19 protein-coding genes are annotated in these 21,794 nt (G+C 56.4%); 6 read left to right on the top strand and 13 right to left on the bottom strand.

All coding sequences use genetic code 11. The annotated features are described in order from the left end of the window. Window positions 1-42: 42 nt before the first annotated feature. Window positions 43-2,172 (bottom strand): TonB-dependent siderophore receptor, encoded by a 2,130-nt coding sequence (locus IV433_RS05215; protein ID WP_195813313.1) that lies wholly within the window; start codon window positions 2,170-2,172, stop codon window positions 43-45. 452 nt (window positions 2,173-2,624) lie between these two features. Here IV433_RS05215 and IV433_RS05210 point away from each other — a divergent pair, with 452 nt between their 5' ends. Together IV433_RS05210 and IV433_RS05205 are read left to right on the top strand one after the other, a co-directional pair. Next, the gene (locus tag IV433_RS05210) at window positions 2,625-3,512 is read left to right on the top strand and encodes a MurR/RpiR family transcriptional regulator (RefSeq protein WP_152323820.1); all 888 of its coding nucleotides are present in this window, start codon (window positions 2,625-2,627) and stop codon (window positions 3,510-3,512) included. A gap of 6 nt (window positions 3,513-3,518) precedes the next feature. Further along, the gene (locus tag IV433_RS05205) at window positions 3,519-4,427 is read left to right on the top strand and encodes a manganese-dependent inorganic pyrophosphatase (RefSeq protein ID WP_195813312.1); all 909 of its coding nucleotides are present in this window, start codon (window positions 3,519-3,521) and stop codon (window positions 4,425-4,427) included. A gap of 70 nt (window positions 4,428-4,497) precedes the next feature. Here IV433_RS05205 and IV433_RS05200 read toward each other — a convergent pair whose 3' ends face one another. The 10 genes from IV433_RS05200 to IV433_RS05155 all read right to left on the bottom strand — a co-directional run bounded on the left by IV433_RS05200 (window position 4,498) and on the right by IV433_RS05155 (window position 16,187). Beyond that, window positions 4,498-5,004, bottom strand: coding sequence for a protein disulfide oxidoreductase (locus tag IV433_RS05200; RefSeq protein ID WP_195813311.1), 507 nt, complete (start codon window positions 5,002-5,004; stop codon window positions 4,498-4,500). Further along, window positions 4,991-5,575 (bottom strand): DsbA family protein, encoded by a 585-nt coding sequence (locus IV433_RS05195; protein WP_195813310.1) that lies wholly within the window; start codon window positions 5,573-5,575, stop codon window positions 4,991-4,993. The genes IV433_RS05200 and IV433_RS05195 overlap by 14 nt, the downstream gene beginning before the upstream one ends. Then, entirely contained in the window at window positions 5,575-7,620 is a 2,046-nt protein-coding gene (locus IV433_RS05190) for a protein-disulfide reductase DsbD family protein (RefSeq protein WP_195813309.1), read from the bottom strand. Before IV433_RS05190 ends, IV433_RS05195 begins: the two co-directional genes overlap by 1 nt. 52 nt (window positions 7,621-7,672) lie before the next feature. Further along, on the bottom strand, window positions 7,673-8,038 hold the full coding sequence (locus IV433_RS05185; RefSeq protein WP_195813308.1) for a copper resistance protein: 366 nt from the start codon (window positions 8,036-8,038) through the stop codon (window positions 7,673-7,675). Between the two features lie 117 nt (window positions 8,039-8,155). Beyond that, a complete protein-coding gene (gene umuC, locus IV433_RS05180; RefSeq protein WP_195813307.1) occupies window positions 8,156-9,421 on the bottom strand; it encodes a translesion error-prone DNA polymerase V subunit UmuC in 1,266 nt (421 codons plus the stop codon). After that, window positions 9,405-9,842 (bottom strand): translesion error-prone DNA polymerase V autoproteolytic subunit, encoded by a 438-nt coding sequence (gene umuD, locus IV433_RS05175; protein WP_195813306.1) that lies wholly within the window; start codon window positions 9,840-9,842, stop codon window positions 9,405-9,407. Before umuD ends, umuC begins: the two co-directional genes overlap by 17 nt. A 155-nt stretch (window positions 9,843-9,997) precedes the next feature. Further along, window positions 9,998-13,078 carry an efflux RND transporter permease subunit gene (locus tag IV433_RS05170; RefSeq protein ID WP_195813305.1) on the bottom strand — a complete coding sequence of 1,027 codons (3,081 nt, stop codon included), beginning with the start codon at window positions 13,076-13,078 and terminating at the stop codon, window positions 9,998-10,000. Then, window positions 13,075-14,217 carry an efflux RND transporter periplasmic adaptor subunit gene (locus tag IV433_RS05165; RefSeq protein WP_195813304.1) on the bottom strand — a complete coding sequence of 381 codons (1,143 nt, stop codon included), beginning with the start codon at window positions 14,215-14,217 and terminating at the stop codon, window positions 13,075-13,077. Before IV433_RS05165 ends, IV433_RS05170 begins: the two co-directional genes overlap by 4 nt. Before the next feature lie 93 nt (window positions 14,218-14,310). Then, window positions 14,311-15,492, bottom strand: a complete 1,182-nt coding sequence (locus IV433_RS05160; protein WP_195813303.1) for a sensor histidine kinase — start codon at window positions 15,490-15,492, stop codon at window positions 14,311-14,313. Further along, a complete protein-coding gene (locus tag IV433_RS05155; protein ID WP_195813302.1) occupies window positions 15,489-16,187 on the bottom strand; it encodes a response regulator in 699 nt (232 codons plus the stop codon). Before IV433_RS05155 ends, IV433_RS05160 begins: the two co-directional genes overlap by 4 nt. Before the next feature lie 125 nt (window positions 16,188-16,312). Here IV433_RS05155 and IV433_RS05150 point away from each other — a divergent pair, with 125 nt between their 5' ends. Then, complete coding sequence (locus IV433_RS05150; protein WP_195813301.1) at window positions 16,313-17,098, top strand: MipA/OmpV family protein; 786 nt, start codon at window positions 16,313-16,315, stop codon at window positions 17,096-17,098. Between the two features lie 152 nt (window positions 17,099-17,250). Beyond that, window positions 17,251-18,522, top strand: a complete 1,272-nt coding sequence (locus tag IV433_RS05145) for a DUF1479 domain-containing protein (protein ID WP_195813300.1) — start codon at window positions 17,251-17,253, stop codon at window positions 18,520-18,522. 64 nt (window positions 18,523-18,586) lie between these two features. Here the strand turns inward: IV433_RS05145 and IV433_RS05140 are convergent, their stop codons facing one another. Beyond that, the gene (locus IV433_RS05140; protein ID WP_229893222.1) at window positions 18,587-19,141 is read right to left on the bottom strand and encodes a TetR/AcrR family transcriptional regulator; all 555 of its coding nucleotides are present in this window, start codon (window positions 19,139-19,141) and stop codon (window positions 18,587-18,589) included. An 84-nt stretch (window positions 19,142-19,225) separates the two neighbouring features. On the opposite strand from IV433_RS05140, the gene IV433_RS05135 reads away from it, so the two are divergent. Both IV433_RS05135 and IV433_RS05130 read left to right on the top strand, forming a co-directional pair. Beyond that, the gene (locus IV433_RS05135) at window positions 19,226-20,239 is read left to right on the top strand and encodes an NADP-dependent oxidoreductase (protein WP_195813299.1); all 1,014 of its coding nucleotides are present in this window, start codon (window positions 19,226-19,228) and stop codon (window positions 20,237-20,239) included. Window positions 20,240-20,324: 85 nt separating this feature from the next. After that, on the top strand, window positions 20,325-20,807 hold the full coding sequence (locus IV433_RS05130) for a nuclear transport factor 2 family protein (protein WP_229893221.1): 483 nt from the start codon (window positions 20,325-20,327) through the stop codon (window positions 20,805-20,807). Here IV433_RS05130 and IV433_RS05125 read toward each other — a convergent pair. Next, entirely contained in the window at window positions 20,804-21,724 is a 921-nt protein-coding gene (locus tag IV433_RS05125) for a LysR substrate-binding domain-containing protein (RefSeq protein WP_195813297.1), read from the bottom strand. The genes IV433_RS05130 and IV433_RS05125 overlap by 4 nt on opposite strands. Window positions 21,725-21,794: the final 70 nt, after the last annotated feature.

The raw sequence follows: 21,794 nt of genomic DNA, 5'->3' as shown, positions 1-21,794 counted from the left end.
AAAAATGCGGGCACGCGCAGCGCGCCCTTTTGACTGTCACGATCAGAATTCAACACTGGCCTGTACCATCAGATTACGGGTTTCGCCTTCACGCACGCGCAGATTGCCGCCGCTGGAGGTGTAATAGTGTTTATTAAACAGGTTATTCAGATTGAGTTTCAGCTGCGTTTTCTCGCCGAATAACTGGTTGTTCCATGCGACAAAGCTGTCGGCCACCACATAGTCCGGCATCGTGAAACTGTTCTCCGGATCGCCCGCCCGCGTGCCAACATAACGCGCCCCGCCGCCCACGCGGAAATCACCCGGAATGCCGCTGAACGTCAGGTTATGGCTCAGATACAGCGCGCCGGAATGGCGTGGCGCATTTTGCAGACGGTTGCCGTTATTGGCGGAGTTCACGCCGTCATTCACAATTTCGGCGTTGTCATAGCTGTAATTGGCGCTCACATCCCAGTCCGGCAACACTTCGCCGTTCAGCTCAAATTCCGCGCCGGTGGAACGCGCTTTATCAATCGCCCGCGTTGTGCCGTTTATGCTGAGAGACATGTCGCGTTCGTCAATCCGGTAAAGCGCCACGCTGGCAAACAGGCGCGGGGAAATCTGCCATTTGCTGCCCACTTCCCAGTTGGTGCCCTGCTCCGGTTTACCGACATTGCCGTCGTCATCCACGTCGGTTGACGGCGTAAAGGATTTGCTGACGCTGCTGTAGAGCGAAACGTCCGGCGTCAGTTTGTAAATCAGCCCGGCCTGCGGCAGGAATTTGTTGCCTTCGCTGTCGAGCGTCTGAACCACCGGATCAAAGCCTTTCGACGCGCGCTGTTCGTAATGCTGATAACGCCCGCCGACCACGGCAATCCAGTCCGGCGTCAGCGAAATGCTGTCTTTGGCATAGACCGAACGGCTGTGAATGCGGTTCAGGTTATTGCCGTTGGCGGTGTTTTCCGTGGTGCTGTTGGTGACCGGCGAAAGGATATCGTATTGCGGATCAAAGTAGTTGAAGCTGCTGTTCGCCTTGCCCTGGTACTGATGGGCGCGGTAGGTCTGGTTCATCTCATAATCCGTGCCCAGCACGATATCGTGATTCATCCCCAGAATGTCCTGCGAGCCGAGCAAATCCCAGGAAACGTATTTGGTTTTGTGGTTAAAACCGCGGTTGGCATCGGCGCGACGTGTCACTGCGCCGGTGGTCGTGTTGACCGCCGTCACCCTGACTTCGTCATTGTTGTAGCGGCGCTGGTTCCAGCCGAGCGTCAGGCGGGTGCTCCAATCATCGCTGAACTGCCAGTCATAATGGGCGTTCAGCGTTTTATTGTGGCCCCAGGCGCGGTTTGCTTTGTCGTCCAGACGGTCTTTGTAATTGATATCAATCGGTTTGCCGTTGATAAATGCCGTGCCGCGATCGTAAGGAATGTCGTAGCGGTAATCGGAATAGCTGATCAGGAAACTGGATTTTTCGCCATACCATTGCAGCGACGGCGCAACCAGCGTGTGTTTATCGCTGCCAAAATTGCGCCAGTAATCCTGATTTTGTTTTTCCGCAATCAGGCGGAATGCAAAACCGTTGCCGAGCGGGCCGGTGACGTCAATCGTGCCCGCGCCGCCGCCTTCGCTGGAGGAACGCCCGCTGATTTTGGTGTGCCAGTCGTATTGTGGTTTTTTGCTGACAACGTTGATCACGCCGCCCGGATTCTGGATGCCGTACAGCAGCGATGCCGAGCCTTTCAGCACTTCGACGCGTTCGGTGGTGGCATCAAAATTCAGCCCCTGACTGCTGCGCACGCCGTCGCGATAAATCGAACCGTCGGAGTTCGAACCAAATCCCCGGCGGACAAACCCGTCCTCAGTGCCCGCCAGCGTATTGCCTTCGGTGACGCCGCTGACAAAACGCATCGCGTCCGACAAACTGGAAACCTGATAATCCTCCAGCTGTTGCTGCGTCACCACGCTGACCGACTGCGCTTCATTGAGCCGCGAAGTCGGCGTTTTGCTGGCCACGGAAGTCTCGCTGGCGCTGTAACCCTGCCCGTCTGTTCCCTGTCCGGACACCGTGAGCGTATTGCTGTCCCACGCAGAATAACTGATCCCCGGTGTCAGCAACGCAACACCATAAATAGCGGCCAAAATTGCCGGATGGCCATTTCGTTTAAAAGAAATCGTCCTGTTATTATTCATTTCATTAAGCCTGATGATTATTATTTTATTATTTCCGTAAATTCATTCCGGATATTTTAAGAAATCACCCGATTTTGCAGGGAACTATTCCCGCAATTTCCCCATCGGTTATTTCCTGCACGTTCTCCGAGTAAAAGAAAACCGCTTCAATGCAATTGATAATCATTCCAACATGCGAAAACGTAGTAGTAAATGAACAATTTCATGTCGCTACTACATTAAACGTTAAAAAAATTCACACAGTAAATTGACGATAATAATCACTTAACCCATTAATTTATTGCAATAAAAAACCAATAAAACAGACCAGACCCGCAGTCTTCCGCCCTGAATTTTGTGAATTGAACCGTTTTCATAGTGGCTAAATCACTACATTTGATAAGATAAAAATCTCCTCAGAAGCACTGACGCTTACCCATACACTTTTAAAGCAAAGGGATCGGGTTCATTCTATGGCCGCCACTCCGTTAAAAAAACGTATTGATGTATTTGGTGAACGTTATCGTGCGCGGGCACCCGCACTTTCACCACGCTTACAGGCCGTGGTGAGATATATCTATGACAACCGTGAAACTGTTCTGGAATCCACGGCATTAGAAATTGCTGCCGCAACGGAAACCTCGGATGCCACCGTGATCCGCGCAATCCAGGCATTAGGGTTTGCCGGTTTGCGTGACATGAAAAAAACGCTGGAAGCGTGGCTCGGCACGGCGATTAACTCAGAAGAAAAGATGATCACTACGGTCAGCGAGCTGGCCTGCGATATTAATTCCGGCATCGATTTCGTTCTCGATGGCCATAAACGTGCGTGCGATACGCTTTCGGAACCCGGCAACCGGCAGGCAATGTCTGAAGCCGTCGCGTTGCTGATTGGCGCGCGTCAGGTGGGGCTTTTTGGCATTAATGCCTCGGGAATTCTGGCGGATTACAGCGCGCGGCTTTTCAACCGCATTGGCATTCCGGCCGTTTCGCTTAACCGTTCTGGCGTCGCGCTGGCGGAACAGCTGATCAGCCTGCAACGTGGCGATGTGCTGATTATGATGGCGCAAAAAAATGCGCACAAAGAAGGCACGACCACGGTTCGCGAGGCAAAACGTCTCGGTATTCCAATCATCCTGCTGACGCACGCCACGGAATCTTTCTTCGCCAAAGAAGCGACCCTGGTGATCAACGTGCCACGCGGCGGCGAAAATGGCCGGATGCCGCTGCATGGCACCGTGCTGGTTTGTCTGGAAATGCTGATATTATCGGTCGCATCCGCCACATCCTCCCGCACGGTCAAAACCATGACCCGCATTCAGGATTTATACCGGACCCTGAAACCGTCAAACAAGAAGTGAGGCGTTATGATCTACGTTTTTGGCCATCTCAACCCGGACAGTGACACCATTTGCAGCGCGCTGATCACCGCCGGCTGGCTTAACCATCTGGGCAAACCCGCCACACCGTTCCGTCTGGGCGATATCACGCCGGAAACGGCGTTTATTTTGCAGCAGGCCGGCGTCAGTGAACCTGCGTTGCTTGATTGTGCGCTGGATGATAAAGACGTCTGGCTGGTGGATTTCACCGATGCAGAACAGGGGCCGGAATCGTTACTGCGCAGCAATATCATCGGTATTATTGACCATCACCGGCTCGGTACGGTGATGACCAAAAACCCGCCGGATGTCTGGATCCGCTCTGTCGGATGCTGTGCGACGATCCTCTGGCAGATTCTCTCTTTCGAAAGTGTCATGCCCGTTTCAGCGTCGCAGGCCACGCTTTTGCTGGGTGCATTACTGAGTGATACGGTAGCCCTGACCTCTTCCACCACCACCGCGCAGGATAAAGCCGCCGCTCAGGCTTTAGCTGAACTTTCCGGTCTGGATTACGATGTTTTTGTAAAAGGGCTGCTCACCGCCAAAACCAATATCAGCGGGCTTTCACCGGCGCGCCTTCTGATGCGCGATGCCAAAAGTTACCGGCTGAACGCGCTTTCCGTTCTGGTTTCTCAGATTGAAGTGGAATCGGTGTCGTCGGTCGAACACATGCTGGCGGATCTCATTGCTGAACTGACCCGGCAAACCGCGCAAGGCGGATTTGATTTTGGCGTCGTCGCCGTTACCGATATTTTTAAACGCAATTCCACGCTGTATTTCTCTGACAACAATCCGCTTCAAACCTCGGGCCTGTGCTTACCGGGCGTGATCAGCAGAAAAAAAGATATTTTGCCGTGGCTGACGGAGGCTGTTGCGGCGCCTACCGGGGCGAAATAAAAATGAAGTGAAAAAAAAGCCTTCACCACGGTGAAGGCCTTGTGTTTCGGACGATAGCAGCAACGGCAAATCAGGTGCGGATTTGCGCCCACCACAGCCGCGCTTTCATTCCCCAGTAAGAGGTCCAGCCGGTGGTGGTGGCAATCACCTGCCCTTTATCAATGATAACGAACGTCGGGGTGACGCCAATATCCCATTGTGCCGACAAATCGCCGCGGGCGTCGTTAACCACCGGCATCTGAATGCCCTTTCCGTTCAGATAACGCACCAGCGTGGCGTTATCTCCTGAGCGCAATGCCACGGTCAGGACGTTCTCCCCTTCTTCTGCCAGCCGGGAAACTGAAGGTGTGGTCATTTTGCAAACGCCGCACCACGTTGCCCAGAAGTAGACCAGCAGCGGGCGCTGCTGACTTTGTTCGCCGAGCGTCACGGACTGATTGCTGAGGGTCTGCAACGGCTGGCTGCCAAAACTGGCCGGTGCCTGCGGCGCGCGCAGAAAATCCATTCCCAGCATCACCACCAAAATCAGCACGACGAGAATTGCCCCTTCGCGCGCCCAGCGTTTAAGCCTGATCATGTTTTGCCTTCGCCAGTTGCTCCTTCACGACTTTCTGCAAATCCTCCCAGGAGATGGCACCCGCAATCAGCTGATCGCCAATGATCGTCGCAGGCGTTCCCTGAATGCCCAATACCTCGGCGATTTCCACATTGGTTTTCAGTTCAAGATAACTGGCAGGCGTCACGCGAATGGGTTCGAGTCCGGCATATTTCAGCGCCTCGAGCGCACTGGCTTCATCATGTTGCCCTTTTTTAGACATCAGCCGCTGATGTACCACCAGAAACTTTTCCGGATGCTGCTCCCAGACCGTCATCGCCGCGCGACCGGCAATAATGGAACTCGCGCCGCGGAAAGGCAGCAGTTTAATCACCACTTTGATATCTGGATTTTCTTTCGCGACCTTTTCCAGCATCGGATCAAACTGTTTGCAGTAAGGACAGTTGTAATCGGTGAAGGACACAATGGTCAGACGGGGATTTTTCGCACCAAACCACGGCGAGGCCGGGTTGTTAAACAGCGTATCTTCCGGCGTCATCGCCAGAACCACCGGAGAAATCACCATCATCATAATCAGCATTAACGTTTTCATTATCGGGCTCCACGGGCATCTTCCTGCCCCTGTAATACGGCGTCACGGGTAAGCAACGGCGATAAGATTTCACCGGCAGGCTTGTGCGGACCATAAATTTGATTAAACGGCACGGCGATGCTGCCGCGTTTTTGCAGGAAGTCATTGATCGGTTTTGACGGCAACGTCCAGTCACCGCGCAGGGCTACAACGTCGTTTTCCGTCAGGGCTTTCTGCACATCGTCGCGCATCAGTACGTTGTATTTGTTGGCTTTACAGGTCACACACCAGTCGGCGGTCACATCCACAAAGACCACTTTTTTTGCCGCCAGCGCGCTCTGAATCGCCTCTTCGGACAAGGGTTGCCAGGCAATATCATCGTGCAGTGGCTTCCCGCCTGTGCCGGAAAACTGCGAGGCCATGACGATGACGGCGCCAGCCAGAAACGCGCCCGCACCGGCGGTTAACGCCGAATTACGCAAGCCATAGCGGCGAAGGGAAAAGGCGAACAGCATCACCAGCAACACACCCGCCAGCACGGCGACCGTCAGCGCAGAGACATGGTTTTGCATCAGGCTGAGCAACCAGAGACAGGCCGACAGCATCAGCGCGCCGAGGAAAAGCCGCAGCCGCAACATCCAGCGACCGGGCCGCGGCAGACACATCGCCAGCCCCGGCCACAAGGCAATCATCAGCCACGGCAGACTCATGCCGATGCCCAGCATCAGGAACAGTCCCCACAGAACCGGCAGCGGTGCGGCCAGCGCGAACGCCACCGCCGTGCCGAGAAACGGCGCGGAACAGGGCGTCGCCAGCAGCGTGGCAAAAGCGCCTTCAGCGAAGTGTCCGCTGAGACCGGAACGCTGATGCGTCGCCAGACGTGTCGTCATCTTTGAGGGCAGATTGATTTCAAACAGCCCCAGCAGATTGGCGGTAAATACGGCCGTGACCAGCACCATCAGCCCGATAAACCACGGGCTCTGAAACTGGATGCCCCAGCCCAGCGTCTGATTGGTGTAACGGAGCAGCGTCATCAGCAACGCCAGTGCCAGAAACGAGGTGATGATCCCACCCGATGACGCCAGAAACTGCACGCGAATGCTTTTCCGGTTGCGCTGTTCCACCTGCAAAATACTGCCGAGTTTCATGCCCAGCACCGGCAGAACGCAGGGCATAAGATTGAGGATGAAACCGCCAGCCAGTGCCATCAGCGCCACCTGCCAGAGTGCGACAGCGCCCGGCGCTTCGGCTGGAAGCGGGTTCACTTTCAGGTGAATTTGCTGCGCCAGACCGTTGTCCGACAACACGATACTCAGCGTTTTGCCCGTGATATCCGCCGCCTTATCGCCCCATTCGTCGGTCACGGGCAGCGTGAACCGCGCCAGTTGGCCGTCCACTTTCACCGCCGGTTTACCCAGAGAACTGCCTTCCAGCGTATCGGTAAAGACCTCCGGATTTTGCCAGCCCTGCTCGCGGTGAGCGGTGATCTGCAATACGCCGGGGCGATATCCCGCCGTGACGCTGTCCGCCAGACCTTCAGCAATCGGCACCTTACCCATCGCTGCGGCGAACTGACGCGCAAAATCCGCGCTATCCCCGGACGAACGGAGATCCAGACTAAAAGGATAGTCGGTGAGAATGCACACGTTGCTGCACACCGGCAGTGTCAGCGTTCCAGCAATCGTGCCCGGCACTTCACCGCTGAGGATGACGGGCAGCGTGACTTCATCGTGATAGCCCTGGGTGGTGATGCCCGCGACATCAAAACGTGCGGGCGTCGGCCAGAACCATGTGGCCTGTTGCGCCTTGACAGGTTTTTGCCATTCGACTGACGGTGAAATGCCGCCCTCGCCCGGCGATCGCCAGTAGGTTTTCCAGCCCTTTTCGAGGCTGACAGAAAGCAACAGCCGGGTTTCTTTTTCAGAAAGATGGGCTGGCTGCGCCTGTAAGCGCACTTTCGCGTGGGTATTTTGCGGGCTTTGCAGCCAGCCGGTGTCGGCAGCATATCCGGTATGCAGCCAGAGCATCAGTAAGCAGCCTGCGGCCGCCCTGAATAAATTTCGCATCGATTTTCTCCAAAAATAAAAAGTCACATCCTGATGAAAAACAGGCGTGTTTTTATTCCCGGAAGACACAGAGCCGCAAATGCACCCGCAGGCGCGGCACAGGGACCGCCTCCGGCACAAGCAGGCGGATCGCCGCCATATTGCCGCGTGACAAAAAGGCCAGCAGCAGGCTCAGCGCCAGAAACGCAAATTCTAAGAGGAGAGGAGGAACGGAAAGCAGCGATTTGCTGCTGAGCTCGCAGGGAGCGGGAATTTTAGCGATTTCAGAGGTCGCGGATGACGCCTGCGCCGCCGCCGTGTCCTGATGCACGATTGCGGACAACGCATTCAGCCCGGCGATGCGCTGTGTCATACATGTCAGTATGACCAGACAGGCCAGGCAAAAATAGAGCAGTGCTGAACGCCGTTGTTTATTCACATTTCCCTCGCAAGCAGGCCGCCATTCTAACGGCCACTCAAACATTCACAAGATGTATGAATCATGAATTACAAGAATTTACGCTCAGTAATTTGCGGTGCATGACTCGTGCAGCCGTCACGCACGCGCCACCGGCACATCGCTCAGGCGGGTGGTCCATGCGGGGGATAACATCTCGCGCTTCATCTGCCAGTCCCGTGAGATCCCCTGCCCGGCGAACCACAGCGTCCCTTTTCCTTTGTCATTGATTTCATCAAAAAGCGTCATCAGTGCATCGCTGTTGGCACGCGGCGCGCGCTCATCAAATAAGTGCAACTGGGACACGCCCTGACTGAAAAAATCCCCCAGCATGACGCCCGCTTTCTGATACCTGTGCCCTTCTTTCCAGACATCATCCAGACATTTTGTTGCGGCGAAGATGATGTCGCGGGTGTCCTGAGTGGGCGTAATCAGCCGGGTACTCGCCAGATTTCCGTAGTAAATCTCCCCTTCCGCGAACGGGCTAGTTTTGACAAAGACGGAAATCTGCCGGCAAAACTGATGCTCTCCGCGCAGCTTTTCAGAAGCCCGCGTGGCGTAAAAGCAGATGGCTTCGCGCATTTCCTGATACGCCGTCACCCGCGTGCCGAAAGACCGCGAACAAACAATTTCCTGTTTGGCGGGCGCAAATTCGTCAAACCCTAAACAAGGTTCGCCGCGCAGCTCGCGCACGGTGCGTTCCATCACCACATTAAAATTTTTCCGGATAAACCACAGGTCGCATTCGGCAAGCTGGAGCGCCGTTTTAATCCCGGCGTCATTCAGTTTTTTCGATATCCGCCGCCCCACGCCCCAGACCTCTTCGACCGGCACATACGACATCAGCTTTTTCTGACGAACCGGATCAGAGAGATCGATAACGCCCTGACTTTTTGTCCATTTTTTTGCCGCGAAATTGGCCAGCTTGGCCAGCGTTTTCGTCGGCGCAATGCCGACGCCAATGGTCAGCCGCGTGTGTTGTTTCACCGTGTCCCTGATTTCCTTGCCAAAACTTTCTAAATCGAGATCTTCCGGCAACCGGCTGAGATCGAGAAAGGCTTCATCGATGCTGTAGATTTCGATTTTCGGACATAACGCGCCCAGCGTCTCCATCACCCTGTGGCTCATATCGCCGTAAAGTTCGTAATTGCTGCTGAAAACCACCACGTTGTGCTGCTGAAAAAGCGCCCTTTGTTTGAAGTACGGCGCGCCCATTTTAATTTTGAGCTTCTTCGCTTCCGCCGAAAGCGCAATCACGCAGCCGTCATTATTGGACAACACCACGACCGGTTTGCCTTGCAGGTCAGGGCGCCAGGCGACTTCGCAACTGGCGTAAAACGAGTTCACATCAGCGAGTGCGTACATTGCGGTGCATCGTGCTGATAACGGTGGTGACAACGCCGACAATCTCGACCTGCCGGTCTTCATTCAGCGGAATAGGCGCGTAGGCCGGGTTTTCAGCCCGCAGATGAGGATACGGATGGAGCATCAGCCGTTTCACCGTGAATTCCCCGTCCAGACTGGCGACAACGATATCGTTGTGAGCCGGTTTCAGGCTGAAATCGACCAGCAACATTGAGCCATCGATGATCGCCGCGTCCCGCATGGAATCGCCGGAGACTTTAAGCACATAGGTAGAAGAAGGATGCGCAATCAGGTGCGCCACCAGATCGATACCCTTCTCCACATAGTCCGCCGCCGGGCTGGGGAAACCCGCTGCAATAGGGTTTAAATACAACGGGATATCCGTTTTTTGCTGCCGTGCGGCGATTTTGTAAAGCATCATGAGTGGGGTTCCTGCAAGCATACTGTATTTATATACAGTATAGTTAATCAGGTGCTCAGATCAATGGCTGCCAGCGCAGATAAGCAGGCCCCGCGCCGCCTGCGCGACTATCGTGTTGATCTGGCAGAGAAGAAATTTTGGCGATTTTAAATGCGTCAGATTGAATTTCCGCAAGCGGCCGCCCTCGCCTTCTCCCGCTGCATAATCAGGCTCAGCGCAGCCGGAAGCAGGGTAAGCGTGACGAAAGTGGCGACAATTAACCCGCCGATAATGGCGTAAGCCATCGGCCCCCAAAATACCTGTTCGGCGATCGGCAGCATCCCCAGTATTGCCGCGCAGGCCGTCAGCAATATGGGTCTTGAACGGTGCCCGGCGGCGGCCCTGATGGCGTCATCACGACCCATTCCTGCGATAACGTTATTATCCACTTCGCTGATCAGGATCACCGCGTTGCGGATAATCATTCCCGCCAGCGCAATAATCCCCAGCAGGGCAACAAAACCCATCGGCGTGCCGGTCGGCAACATCGCCAGCACGATGCCGATAAGGCCGAACGGTGCCATGAATAAGGCCAGCAGCATGCGCGAAAAACGCTGCAACTGGATCATCAGCAGGATCAGCATCACGCAAAGCGTGACCGGCAGCACGGCATACACCGAACCGTTGCCTTTGTCTGACTCCGCCACCACGCCGCCCTCCTCGATTTTATATCCGGAAGGCATCGCCGCACGGATACGCGAAACCCGCGGCGCGAGCTGCTGCGATACGGTTTCAGCATGCAGCCCCGGCGCTAAATCCGTCTGAACGGTAATGAACGGCAGCCGCTGGCGACGCCACACAACCGGATCGTCAATCCCCCAGACCGGTGTCGCGACCTGACTTATCGGGATTTTTTGCCCCGTCGCGGTGGTGATCATCAGGCCCGACAGCGTGGTGACATCCTGACGCTCGCGGTTGTTCGCCCGCAGAACAACATCAATCAGCCGGTTTTTATCCCGAACGGTGGTGACAACGCTGCCTGACCAGACAGTGTTAAGCAAAGCCGCAAGACTTTCCGAAGAAACGCCTGCCGCCCGCGCTGCCGTCTGATTCACCCGCAGCGTAATCACCCGCTCGGGCTCTCCGGCGGTCAGATTCACTTCCCGCGTAACCGCAACCTCACCCAGCGTGGCAGCGAGATGTTGGGCAATCTGCCTGACCTGCGCATAGTCCGGGCCGCTGACGCGATATTTTACCGGCCACCCGACCGGCGGGCCGAGTTCCAGCGGGGAAACACGCGTGGTGATGTCGCTGAAATCACGGGCTAAAATGGCCTCAAGCTGTTCGCGAAGCTTGTCACGGTCTTCCAGATTTTTGGCGACAATGACCAGCTGCGCCGTGTTCTCGTTATCCAGTAACACATCCATCGGCAGATAAAAACGCACAGCCCCCGAACCGACGTAATCCGAATAGTGATCGACATTCCGGTTACCCCGCAACGCATGTTCCAGCCGTTCAGTTTGCCGCGCGGTTTCTGTCCGGGAAGCATTCGCGGGAAGCGTGAGACTCACCAGTAATTCCGGCCGGTCGGAAGCGGGGAAAAATTCCCCCTGCATAAACGTCGTCGCATACATCGCCATCGCCAGCAACAGACTGGCAATGCTCAGCGTGCCCCACCGGTGAAGCAGCACATAATTCAGCAGACGCAGGTAGAAACGCATTAACCGGCCACGCTTTTCACCGTGCGATGCAAGCTTTGCGGGCAAAATCCACGTCCCGATCAGCGGCGAAAAAAGAATGGCGACCACCCAGGAACACAGCAACGCAATAAGCACGACGGCGAACAGGGAGTAACAATATTCACCGGCGCTTGAGGCCGCGAAACCCACCGGGATAAAACCGGCAATCATCACCAGCGTGCCGGTAAGCATCGGGAATGCCGTCGTTTCAAAAGCGTAAGTGGCGGCGCGCCAGGCCGAATCTCCCGCCTCGATACGCGACACCATCGCTTCAACGGTGATCATCGCGTCATCCACCAGTAACCCGAGCGCAATGATCAGCGCGCCCAGAGAAATGCGCTGTAACCCGATTCCCGCCAGCATCATGCCGATGAACGTCATGGCAAGAACCACCGGAATGGCCGCCGCCACAACCAGCCCGGCGCGGGTGCCGAGTGAAACAAAAGAGACGGCTAATACAATGACGACGGATTCAATCAGCACCCGGATAAAGCTGTTGACGGCCTGTGAAACCACCGCTGACTGATCGGCCACTTTGACCATTTCAATGCCGTGCGGGAGGCGCGTGCGGATGTCCGCCATCCGGTCATTGAGCGCTTTGCCAAAGGACAACATATTCCCGGCGGAGGCCATAGAAATCGCCAGCCCGATAGCGGGTTGCCCGTTAACACGAAATTCGGGGGCTGGCGGCTCGGCATCCTGACGGCTTATCGTCGCGATATCCGTCAGCGGAATGTAGCGCCCGGCGATGTGCAGCGTCACCGCCTGCAAGCTTTGCTCAGACGTCAGGGAGCCGCTCACGCGCAGGGCGATATTTTCACGATCGCTGCGCAGAACGCCCGCCGGTTCGACCGCATTTTGCGCTTTCAGGGCGTCGGTGACCTGCTGCAAATCAATGCCCATCCCGGCGAGCTGCGCGGGCGAAAACGCAATCACAATGTTTTCTTCCTGAACGCCCAGCAGGCGGGTTTTGCCGATGTCCGGCAGCGATATCAGGCTGCGGCTGATGTCTTCCACGCGGTCGCGCAGTTCACGCGGCGAGAAACCCTCGCCGGTAAACCCATAAATCGTGCCAAACGTATCATCGAACTCATCGTTGACCGACGGCCCCTGCGCGCCTGCGGGCAGCGACGGGGCGATATCCTGCATTTTTTTACGCACCTGATACCAGATGCCTGCAACCTGTGCGGGCGGCGTATCATCACGCAAGTTAACGAAAATCACCGATTGCCCGGCGCGGGTCTCGCTCTCAACGAAATCAAGATACGGGATTTCCTGAAGTTTTTTCTCCAGCGTATCCGTGACCAGATTGACCGTATCCGCCACGCTGGCACCCGGCCAGCTTGCAGAGACTACCGCCGTTTTAATGGTAAACGCCGGATCTTCGTTGCGCGGCAGTTGCTCATAACTGAAGACACCGGCGGCCATGAGCAGAAGCATAAAAAAGGCGATCAGCGGCTGGTGCGCCAGCGCCCAGGCGGAGAGATTGAACCGGTGTGAGGGAGTGGACGGCTTCATTCGCTGCCTTCCCCCAGCGTCACTTTTTCGCCATTGCGCAGTTTACTCACACCGGCAATCGCGACCGTTTCGCCGGGGCTCAGGCCAGCCGCAATAAAGATTTCTTTGGTGCTGTAACGCGCTAAAACCACCGGTTGCAGGTGCAACGTCAGCGTTTTGGTATTCACGATAAAAATGGCGGGCTGACCACCGGCGCGGGTCAGCGCCGACGCAGGCAGCGCGATCGCCGTCTGGCCTGAAGCAGGGAGAATGAGCTGAACGCTGGCCCCCAGCGCCATGGCGGGCGGCGGGTTATCGAGCGTGATACGAACACGCCATGTCCGGGTTTGCGGGTCGGCCTGCGGGCTGATATCCCGTAAATGCCCCGGCACGATCACTGAAGAGTCGGACAGTAACGAAACGCTAAAAACAGCGCCCGCCTGTGCCGGAATCGCCTGCGGATCGGCGACATCAAATACCGCATCACGCCCGCCACCCGAGGCCAGCGTCACAACCTGTTGTCCGGCGCTGACCACCTGCCCGGCCGATGCGCTGACCTGCGTCACGACGCCGTCCGCCGGCGCGGTCAGTTGTGCCCAGGAGAGACTTTCACGCGCGTTTTTCAGCGCATCTTCACTGCTCTGACGCCGCGCGCGGGCCGCCTGCCAGTCGGATTGCGCGCTATCCAGCTGCGTGCGGGCGATAGCACCGCCTGGCATCAGCAGCTTCATGCGCCGGAGATTCAGCGCGGCCAGCTGTTCCGCCGCGCGGGCGCTGTCCAGATCGGCCTGCGCGCTGTTGAGCTGGTTGCGGCTGGTGGCACTTTCCTGCGTCGCGACAATCTGCCCGGCCGCCACACGATCGCCGACATCGACCTGCCGGGTGAGGATCCTGCCGTCCAGCCGGAAACCCAGCGCCACCTCTTCGCGGGCGCGGATTTCACCGGTCTGGATAACCGTGCCGGAGGCTGAAGGAAGCGGCGCAATCACCACACGCACCGGCCTTGCGGGTACCACGGGCTTACGGGATTTATCGCCACACCCCGCCAGCACGACAACAACTATCAGCAGACAGGCGGCGGGAAGAAAGGGCAGCAGACGCCCGGCAGCACATAAATGGCGCACGCCGTGGCGGGCATAATCCGTAAAAGTAGCGGTCATGACAGACTTCCTGAATTGAGATACCGCTATTCAATCCGCTCACTGTCCAGATTCCCGCGATATTTCATCAAGGAACCGTCAAGAACCGCTTTTTTATTCCCCCGCTTCCGGCTGCGGCAAACTGACCGTGATAACCAGCCCGCCCTGTTCTTTCAGCAAAGCCCGGATGCCGCCACTGTGGGCTTCACATATCGCACGGGCGATGGATAACCCCAGCCCGCTGCCCCCGGAGTGCCGGGCGCGGGAAGATTCTGCCCGGCTGAAGCGTTCAAACATCACCGGCAGAAACCCCGCATCCACACCCGGCCCGTAATCCCGAAACGCAATCTCCACGCTGCCTTCACTGTGCGAAATTGCAATATCCAGCCGGTGGCCTTCCTGCGCATAACGCAGCGCATTTTCCATCAGAATGGTGAAGACCTGCCCGAGGCGGAACGGATCACCGACATAAGGACAGGGGATATCGGGCGTTACGCTGATGTCAAAACCGGCTTCTGCTAACTGCGGCCTGAGCCAGGCCACGCGCTCGCGCAGCAGTTCAGCCAGATCCAGAGATGTTTTATGAAGATTCAGCTGACCGGCGTCCGCCAGCGAAAGCAAATGCAGTTCGTCGATCAGCCGGTTCAGATGCAAAAGCTGTTTCATGACCATCTGCAACTGACGCGGCTCCGGCTGAAATACGCCATCAAGCATCCCCTGCAACCGCCCTACCGCCGCCGTCAGCGGCGAACGCAACTCATGCGCCATCGCGACATGCGACGCCCGCAGTTCCCGCTCATAGCGCGAAAGTTGCAGCATCATGGCGTTGAAATCATCGGTAAACTGGATAAGTTCAGACGGGGCATTTTTCACCGCTTCAGCCCGTGTATTGAAATCCCCTTTCGTGACCGAACGGGCCACCTGCGCCAGACGGCTGAACTGCGACGAAAGCGGACGGGCGGCTTTTAAACCCAAAAGCGCGATAAAAGGGATCACCACGACCACCAGAATGCCGACCATCATCCAGTCGGCAGAAGCAATCGAAGGATCCGAATAGCGCGCGCCCCAGCCCTGATCCACAATCTCATGAAACCGCGCCAGATTAAGCTCAGGGTTACTGCGCAGCACCTCAAATTCAGCCCGCATTGCCGGGGACATGTGGTGCAACACCCAGAGATTTTCGATGGCAAAGCGCAGCCACATGCACAGCGCAATCAGGATCACGCTGCCGATTGCCAGCGTCAGGATACGGACACAAATCCAGCGCCAGAGGGACTGATAATGTGGGCTGCTCATGGTTGTCTGAACCGGTAACCGACGCCACGCACATTGACCAGCACGTTGACGATCCCCGCAGATTCCAGCTTTTTACGCAGGTTATAAACGTGCGTATCAACGACCCTTTCCAGCGCTTCGCTTTCCGGCAGGCAATGCTCAAGCAGATATTGCCGCGAGAACGGACGCGTCGGAGCGCGCATTAATGTGCTCAGCACACCGAACTCTGTCGGTGTTAAATCCAGATAGCGCGGTTCACCCGAGGCTGACCGGACAGCGGCGGTGAGGGCATCGGTATCAACATCAAGCCCCTGCCAGCACAACACGGAAGACACGGCCTCTGAGCCGGAAATCACCCGCCGGAGTACGGCCTGCACCCGCGCCACCACTTCGCCGGGGTTGTAGGGTTTGACAACATAATCATCAGCCCCGAACCGCAGCGCGCCAATTTTGTCAGGCATATCGCCCATTGCCGTCACCATGATCACCGGGACGCGGCTTTCGCGGCGGATTGACGCCAGCACGTCCGTCCCTCTCATGCCCGGCAACATCACATCCAGCAGAATAAGATCAGGCTTCCACCGCTGCGCATTCTCCAGCCCGGATAGCCCGTCTCCCGCAATCTGCACCTCATAACCTTCACGTTTCAAATACGCATCAAGAACATCCGCCGCATCGGCGTCGTCTTCAATGATCAGGATCCGTTTTGTTTGCATGTCTGCCGCCTTGACTGTTTCTTCATAAATCCCAGACAGTTTATTGACACTGCCTCTGCATACTCCGGTTTTCGGCGCGGCTGCAATCCGCTACGAACCATACGGTTGGGTGATGAGGAGTCACAATGATATCCAGAAAACTTATGCTGCACATTACCTGCTTCACGCTGTCTGCAACAGCGTGGCAGGCACAGGCCGGTGACGATGCGCCAGCGGAAACGTTTACGGTCGGGATGGGCACACAAAGCGCCCCGCGTTACAGCGGATCGGATCAGCGTCACTGGCTGGCGGGGCCGGTCATTCAGGCGCGGGACAACGCGTTTTTCTTCGATTCCCTGAAAGGCGTGGGGTATGACTTACAGGCAGATAACGGCCTGTATCTTGAACATACGCTGGGGTTCAGCCTGGGCCGGACGGACAGAAATTCCACCTGGCGGGATGGTTCAAATAAACTCAAAGGCATGGGAAATATCGATGCGGCCGTCAATACCGCCATCGCGGCGGGCTGGTCTGCCACGCCATGGCTTTCATTTGAAGGCAAAGCCACCCTGCCGCTGAGCGACGGGCAAGGCGTGCACTATCAGACATCCGTCACGCTCCTGCCCGTGCAAAATAATGCGGACACGGTTGCACTCCAGTCCGCGGCACTTTTTGGCGACCGGCGTTACATGAATACCTTCTATGGCGTGAGTGAAAAACAAAGCGAACGCACTGATTTCGCGCCCTATCAGGCCGCCGGGGGGTTTTATGGCGTGGACAGCAGCCTGACGTGGGGCCACCAGTTCACGCCACACTGGGGCAGCGTCGTCAGTGTGGATTACGCCTGGCTGGGCGATCACGCCGGTAAAAGCCCGATCGTTGACCGGCGCGGCGGGACCACGCTGAATCTTGGCGTGCTTTATACTTTTTAAGCATTCCCGCCGCATAAACCCGAATTTCAAAACCGTGATCCGCTGCAAAAACACCTGCACTGAGTTTTGTTACTGTCACCCATGAACTTACGAATGAAAGTAATAATAACTTCGTATGTAATAATAATCATAAAAGACACGGGAGAATCATCATGCATAAAACCCCCATCGCGACAAAACTGCCGGAAGATTACAAACAGCAAATCATTGAAGTAAAACAAAAACTACGGTCTCAGATTGGTGATGTGCAGGGGCTTTTTGATCAGGTGTGCAGCAAAATTGAATCTGAGATCGCTGCCGCCCGTGAAGAAGAACGTACTCAGGGATCGGCGTGGCCAGAGATCGAATGGTCAGATCTCGTCGCCGGAAAAGGATCCGACGCGCTGATTGCGCAGGTTAAGCGCCGTGGTTGTCTTGTTGTGCGCGGAACATTCGGGCGCGATGCGGCGCTGGCGATGGACGAGTCCATGCTCAGTTATCTGGACAATAACCATTTCGACGACGTTTACCGCGGGCCGGGCGATAATTTCTTCGGCAGTCTGGAGGCTTCGCGTCCCGAAATTTATCCCATCTACTGGTCAAAAGCGCAGATGGAGGCCAGGCAAAGTCAGGAAATCGGCGCGGTTCAGTCATTCCTCAACCGGTTGTGGAAATTCAACAGCGAAGGAAAAGTCTGGTTTAACCCCGATATCAGCGTCATTTACCCCGACCGGCTCCGCCGCAGACTGCCGGGAACGACATCCAAAGGCCTCGGCGCGCACACTGACTCCGGCGCGCTGGAACGCTGGTTATTGCCTGCTTATCAGAACGTCTTTCGGAATATTTTCAACAATCGCTTTGACGAATATGATCCGTGGGATGCGGCGTTCAGGCCAGATGTGAATGAATACGACGTCGCTGATACCACGAAATGTTCCGTATTCCGCACCTTCCAGGGCTGGACGGCGCTGTCTGATATACAGAGCGGCCAGGGCGTTTTGCACGTTGTGCCGGTCCCGGAGGCGATGGCTTACATGTTGCTCCGTCCGCTGTTAGATGACGTACCCGAAGATGAATTGTGCGGCGTCGCGCCGGGCCGGGTTTTGCCTGTCTCTGAGAAATGGCACCCTCATCTCATTAACGGCCTTTGCAGCATTCCGCAATTACAGGCCGGAGACTCGGTCTGGTGGCATTGCGATGTGATTCACTCGGTTGCGCCGGTTGAAAATCAGCAAGGATGGGGAAACGTGATGTACATTCCGGCAGCGCCGATGTGCGATAAGAATCTGGCGTATGCGCACTCCGTACACGACGCCCTGAAACAGGGAACCTCCCCTGCGGATTTCCCGCCTGAACATTATGAAATGAACTGGAAAGACCGGTTCCGGGATACCAATCTGAATAAGAACGGTCTTCAGGGCTTAGGGCAGAACACCGCGGAATAATACCCTTCCCATTCAATGCAGACCTTGCGTTTAAGGTCTGCATTGTCCCCCCCCGAAACAACGATCAGCTGATGTGGCTGAAAATCCCGTCCGAAATAATCCCGAAAACATTGTCGGCATGCGGTACCAATGGCGGCTGCTCGGCAAGCCATGCCAACGCGCTAATCAATGCAAACAGATCGTTGCCGTCCATGTCTTTACGCGCCAGACCTTCTGCCTGTGCGCGACTCAGCAGGCGGGTACCGGCGGTTCGCAAGGCGACGCATGAGTCGTGAAGCGCGGAGTGTTCATCGGCAATGGCGGCTACCATCGGTGAAATCACCCCTCTGTACGCGCAGGTCACAGAAGCGGCTTCACGTAACCAGGTGACCAGCGCGCCTTTCACGTCGTCCGTGGTCAACAGCTCTGCCGCTCTCAGACTCAGGGCATCAAAACCCTTTCGCAGTAAGGCTTCAAACAGCGCTTCCCGTGTAGGGAAGTGCCTGTGAAGCGTCGCATTTCCCACCCCGGCTTTGCGGGCAATATCGCGCAGGGAAACGTCAGCAACCCCACCCGTCAGGAATTCCTCTGCGACCGAAAGAATGTGTTCATAGTTTTGTTTTGCGTCAGCTCTCATCATTCACCTTGACAAGTGGATCAGTGATCCGTTTATATGGACCAGTGTTCCGGATAATTTAACACTACCTTCACTCAGGAGAAAGCGATGTCAAAAAATATGATGAAAGCCGTTCAGATCCACGCTTACGGCGGCCCGGACGTATTGCACTATGAAGATGCGCCCGTGCCGGAGATCGGGCCGGGCGAAGTGTTGGTTCGTGTTCACGCTGTCGGCGTGAATCCCCCCGACTGGTATCTACGCGATGGGTACAGTGCGCTTCCGCCAGAATGGCAACCACAGTTGTCATTCCCGATCATTTTAGGAACAGATATCTCAGGCGTCGTGGAAGCAGTCGCCGGGGATGTCACGGCATTTACCGTGGGGGATACCGTGTATTCGATGGTGCGATTTTTCAGCACGGGCGAAAGTCAGGCTTATGCACAATATGTAAGCGTTCCCGCGGAGCAACTCGCTTTGAAGCCTGCGGGGATTGATCATATCCATGCGGCGGGTGCGCCGATGTCATTGCTGACGGCGTGGCAATTTATGGTGGAAGTAGGCCATGAAGAACCTAATCCTCTCCAGCCAAATCCGCACGTTCCGGTCGCTCTGGCGGGGAAAAAAGTGCTGGTCAACGGCGCGGCAGGCGGTGTCGGGCATTTTGCCGTTCAGGTCGCGAAACTGAAAGGCGCACACGTCACTGCGGTGGCATCCGGTAAACATGAAGCCTTACTGCGTGAACTGGGCGCTGATGAATTCATCGACTATACCCGAACCCGGCCTGAAGACATTTCGCGGGATTTAGATCTGGTGATCGATGCCGTCGGCGGGGCAAACAGCAGCCGTTTTCTTAAGGCGATAAAGAGCGGTGGAGCCCTGTTCCCTGTTTTCCCTCTCGGTTTTACCGGTGCAGAAGAAGCGGCGAAGCTTGGTATCACCGTATCGGCTACTCAGGTGCGTTCAAACGGACGTCAGCTGACAGAACTTGCGTCCCTGCTTAACGACGGAAGTATTCAGGTGGTTCTGGACAGTACATTTTCACTTTCTGATGCCCGCAAAGCCCATGAGCGCGCAGCCAAAGGACATATTCAGGGCAAAATCGTGCTGATTAACGATTAGCAACGCAACATTGCTTTCTTATGCGTGGCCGAACGCTTATATACATGAAACACCAACGCACATTCTCCCATAACGTGAGGCCATGATGACTGACAGCAGCTTAATTGTGAAAAAACCCCTTCCGCCGTTTACGCGTGAAAGCGCCATCGAAAAAGTCCGGCTTGCCGAAGATGCGTGGAACAGCCGCGATCCGCAGCGCGTCAGCCAGGTGTATTCCGCCGACACACGCTGGCGAAACCGCAGCGAATTCGTCACGGGTCAGGCCGGTGTGGTGGAATTCCTGCAACGTAAATGGGCCAAAGAGCTGGATTACCGCCTGATTAAAGAGCTTTGGGCGTTCGGCGGCGAGCGGATTGCCGTGCGGTTTGCTTACGAATGGCACGACGATTCCGGTAACTGGTTCCGCAGTTTTGGCAATGAAAACTGGGCGTTTAACGCGCAGGGGCTGATGTTCGAACGTCACGCATGCATCAACGATTTACCCATCGCTGAAGCCGACCGCAAATTCCACTGGCCGCTGGGCCGCAGACCGGACGATCATCCCGGCCTGAGCGAATTCGGGTTTTAACCGGCCGTCGCCCGGTTCAGATTGTCTTCGCGGACAAAATCGATAAACGCCTGCAAAGGCGCGGGGATCAGGCGGCGATCGTTGTAATAAAGATACGGGCCTGAAAACGACAGCCACCACGGCTGTAAGATGGCTTCCAGCTTACCGCTGACGATGGCGGGCGCCAGCCATTCTTCAAACAGGTAGATGATACCCGCGCCCGCGATAGCGGTTTCCACGGCCAGATCCACCGCGCCGCCGACGCTCACCACCAGCGGGCCGCTCACCTGCACGCTGAGGTTTTCGCCATCGCGTTCAAATTCCCAGTCCGGCATGTTGCCGCTGGCATAACGGCCACGCAGACAGCGATGCTCAATCAGCTCCCGCGGATGCTCCGGCCTGCCCTGCGCGTCGAGATACGCAGGAGACGCCGCCGCCGCATAACGCTGACGGCGCGGTCCGATGGGAAGCGCAACCATATCCTGCTCAAGACGTTCGTCGTAACGGATACCGGCGTCGCAGCCGTCGCGAAATACATCCTGCACATTACTTTCCGCAATGATTTCCAGCTGAATATCCGGATAACGCCGGAGGAATTCCGGCACCAGCGCAGGTAAAACCAGCCGCGTGGCGCTGACCGGAACGTTCAGCCGTAGCGTGCCGCCGGGCGTATTGCGATAACGGTTAAGCGCGTCCAGCGCGGCATTCACCTCATTCATGGCGGGCTGCAAACGTTCGATCAGCGCTCTGCCGGCTTCGGTCAGCACCACGGTGCGGGTCGTCCGGTGAAAAAGCCGGATGCCGAGCTGCTGTTCAGCGCGGCGCACCGCATCACTGAGCCGGGACGCATTGCTGCCGGTGACGCGCGCCGCCTCACGAAATCCACCGGCTTTCGCCACTTCAACCACTGCGTGCAGCAGGGCAATATCCATCGACATTGTGCGTAACCTCGTACAGTTTGTCCTGATTTTACCGGATAGTTGCACAGCCAGCGCCCCGCTACAATCA

Origin of the sequence: Rahnella laticis, assembly GCF_015644585.1 — a bacterium.
Taxonomy (GTDB): Bacteria; Pseudomonadota; Gammaproteobacteria; order Enterobacterales; family Enterobacteriaceae; genus Rahnella; species Rahnella laticis.
This window is presented reverse-complemented; position numbering and strand designations above follow the sequence as displayed.

Coding starts and splice junctions, on each gene's coding strand:
- IV433_RS05215 (WP_195813313.1), bottom strand. CDS start 2,172: ATGAATAATAACAGGACGATTTCTTTTAAACGAAATGGCCATCCGGCA.
- IV433_RS05210 (WP_152323820.1), top strand. CDS start 2,625: ATGGCCGCCACTCCGTTAAAAAAACGTATTGATGTATTTGGTGAACGT.
- IV433_RS05205 (WP_195813312.1), top strand. CDS start 3,519: ATGATCTACGTTTTTGGCCATCTCAACCCGGACAGTGACACCATTTGC.
- IV433_RS05200 (WP_195813311.1), bottom strand. CDS start 5,004: ATGATCAGGCTTAAACGCTGGGCGCGCGAAGGGGCAATTCTCGTCGTG.
- IV433_RS05195 (WP_195813310.1), bottom strand. CDS start 5,575: ATGAAAACGTTAATGCTGATTATGATGATGGTGATTTCTCCGGTGGTT.
- IV433_RS05190 (WP_195813309.1), bottom strand. CDS start 7,620: ATGCGAAATTTATTCAGGGCGGCCGCAGGCTGCTTACTGATGCTCTGG.
- umuC (WP_195813307.1), bottom strand. CDS start 9,421: ATGTACGCACTCGCTGATGTGAACTCGTTTTACGCCAGTTGCGAAGTC.
- umuD (WP_195813306.1), bottom strand. CDS start 9,842: ATGATGCTTTACAAAATCGCCGCACGGCAGCAAAAAACGGATATCCCG.
- IV433_RS05170 (WP_195813305.1), bottom strand. CDS start 13,078: ATGAAGCCGTCCACTCCCTCACACCGGTTCAATCTCTCCGCCTGGGCG.
- IV433_RS05165 (WP_195813304.1), bottom strand. CDS start 14,217: ATGACCGCTACTTTTACGGATTATGCCCGCCACGGCGTGCGCCATTTA.
- IV433_RS05160 (WP_195813303.1), bottom strand. CDS start 15,492: ATGAGCAGCCCACATTATCAGTCCCTCTGGCGCTGGATTTGTGTCCGT.
- IV433_RS05155 (WP_195813302.1), bottom strand. CDS start 16,187: ATGCAAACAAAACGGATCCTGATCATTGAAGACGACGCCGATGCGGCG.
- IV433_RS05150 (WP_195813301.1), top strand. CDS start 16,313: ATGATATCCAGAAAACTTATGCTGCACATTACCTGCTTCACGCTGTCT.
- IV433_RS05145 (WP_195813300.1), top strand. CDS start 17,251: ATGCATAAAACCCCCATCGCGACAAAACTGCCGGAAGATTACAAACAG.
- IV433_RS05140 (WP_229893222.1), bottom strand. CDS start 19,141: ATGATGAGAGCTGACGCAAAACAAAACTATGAACACATTCTTTCGGTC.
- IV433_RS05135 (WP_195813299.1), top strand. CDS start 19,226: ATGTCAAAAAATATGATGAAAGCCGTTCAGATCCACGCTTACGGCGGC.
- IV433_RS05130 (WP_229893221.1), top strand. CDS start 20,325: ATGACTGACAGCAGCTTAATTGTGAAAAAACCCCTTCCGCCGTTTACG.
- IV433_RS05125 (WP_195813297.1), bottom strand. CDS start 21,724: ATGTCGATGGATATTGCCCTGCTGCACGCAGTGGTTGAAGTGGCGAAA.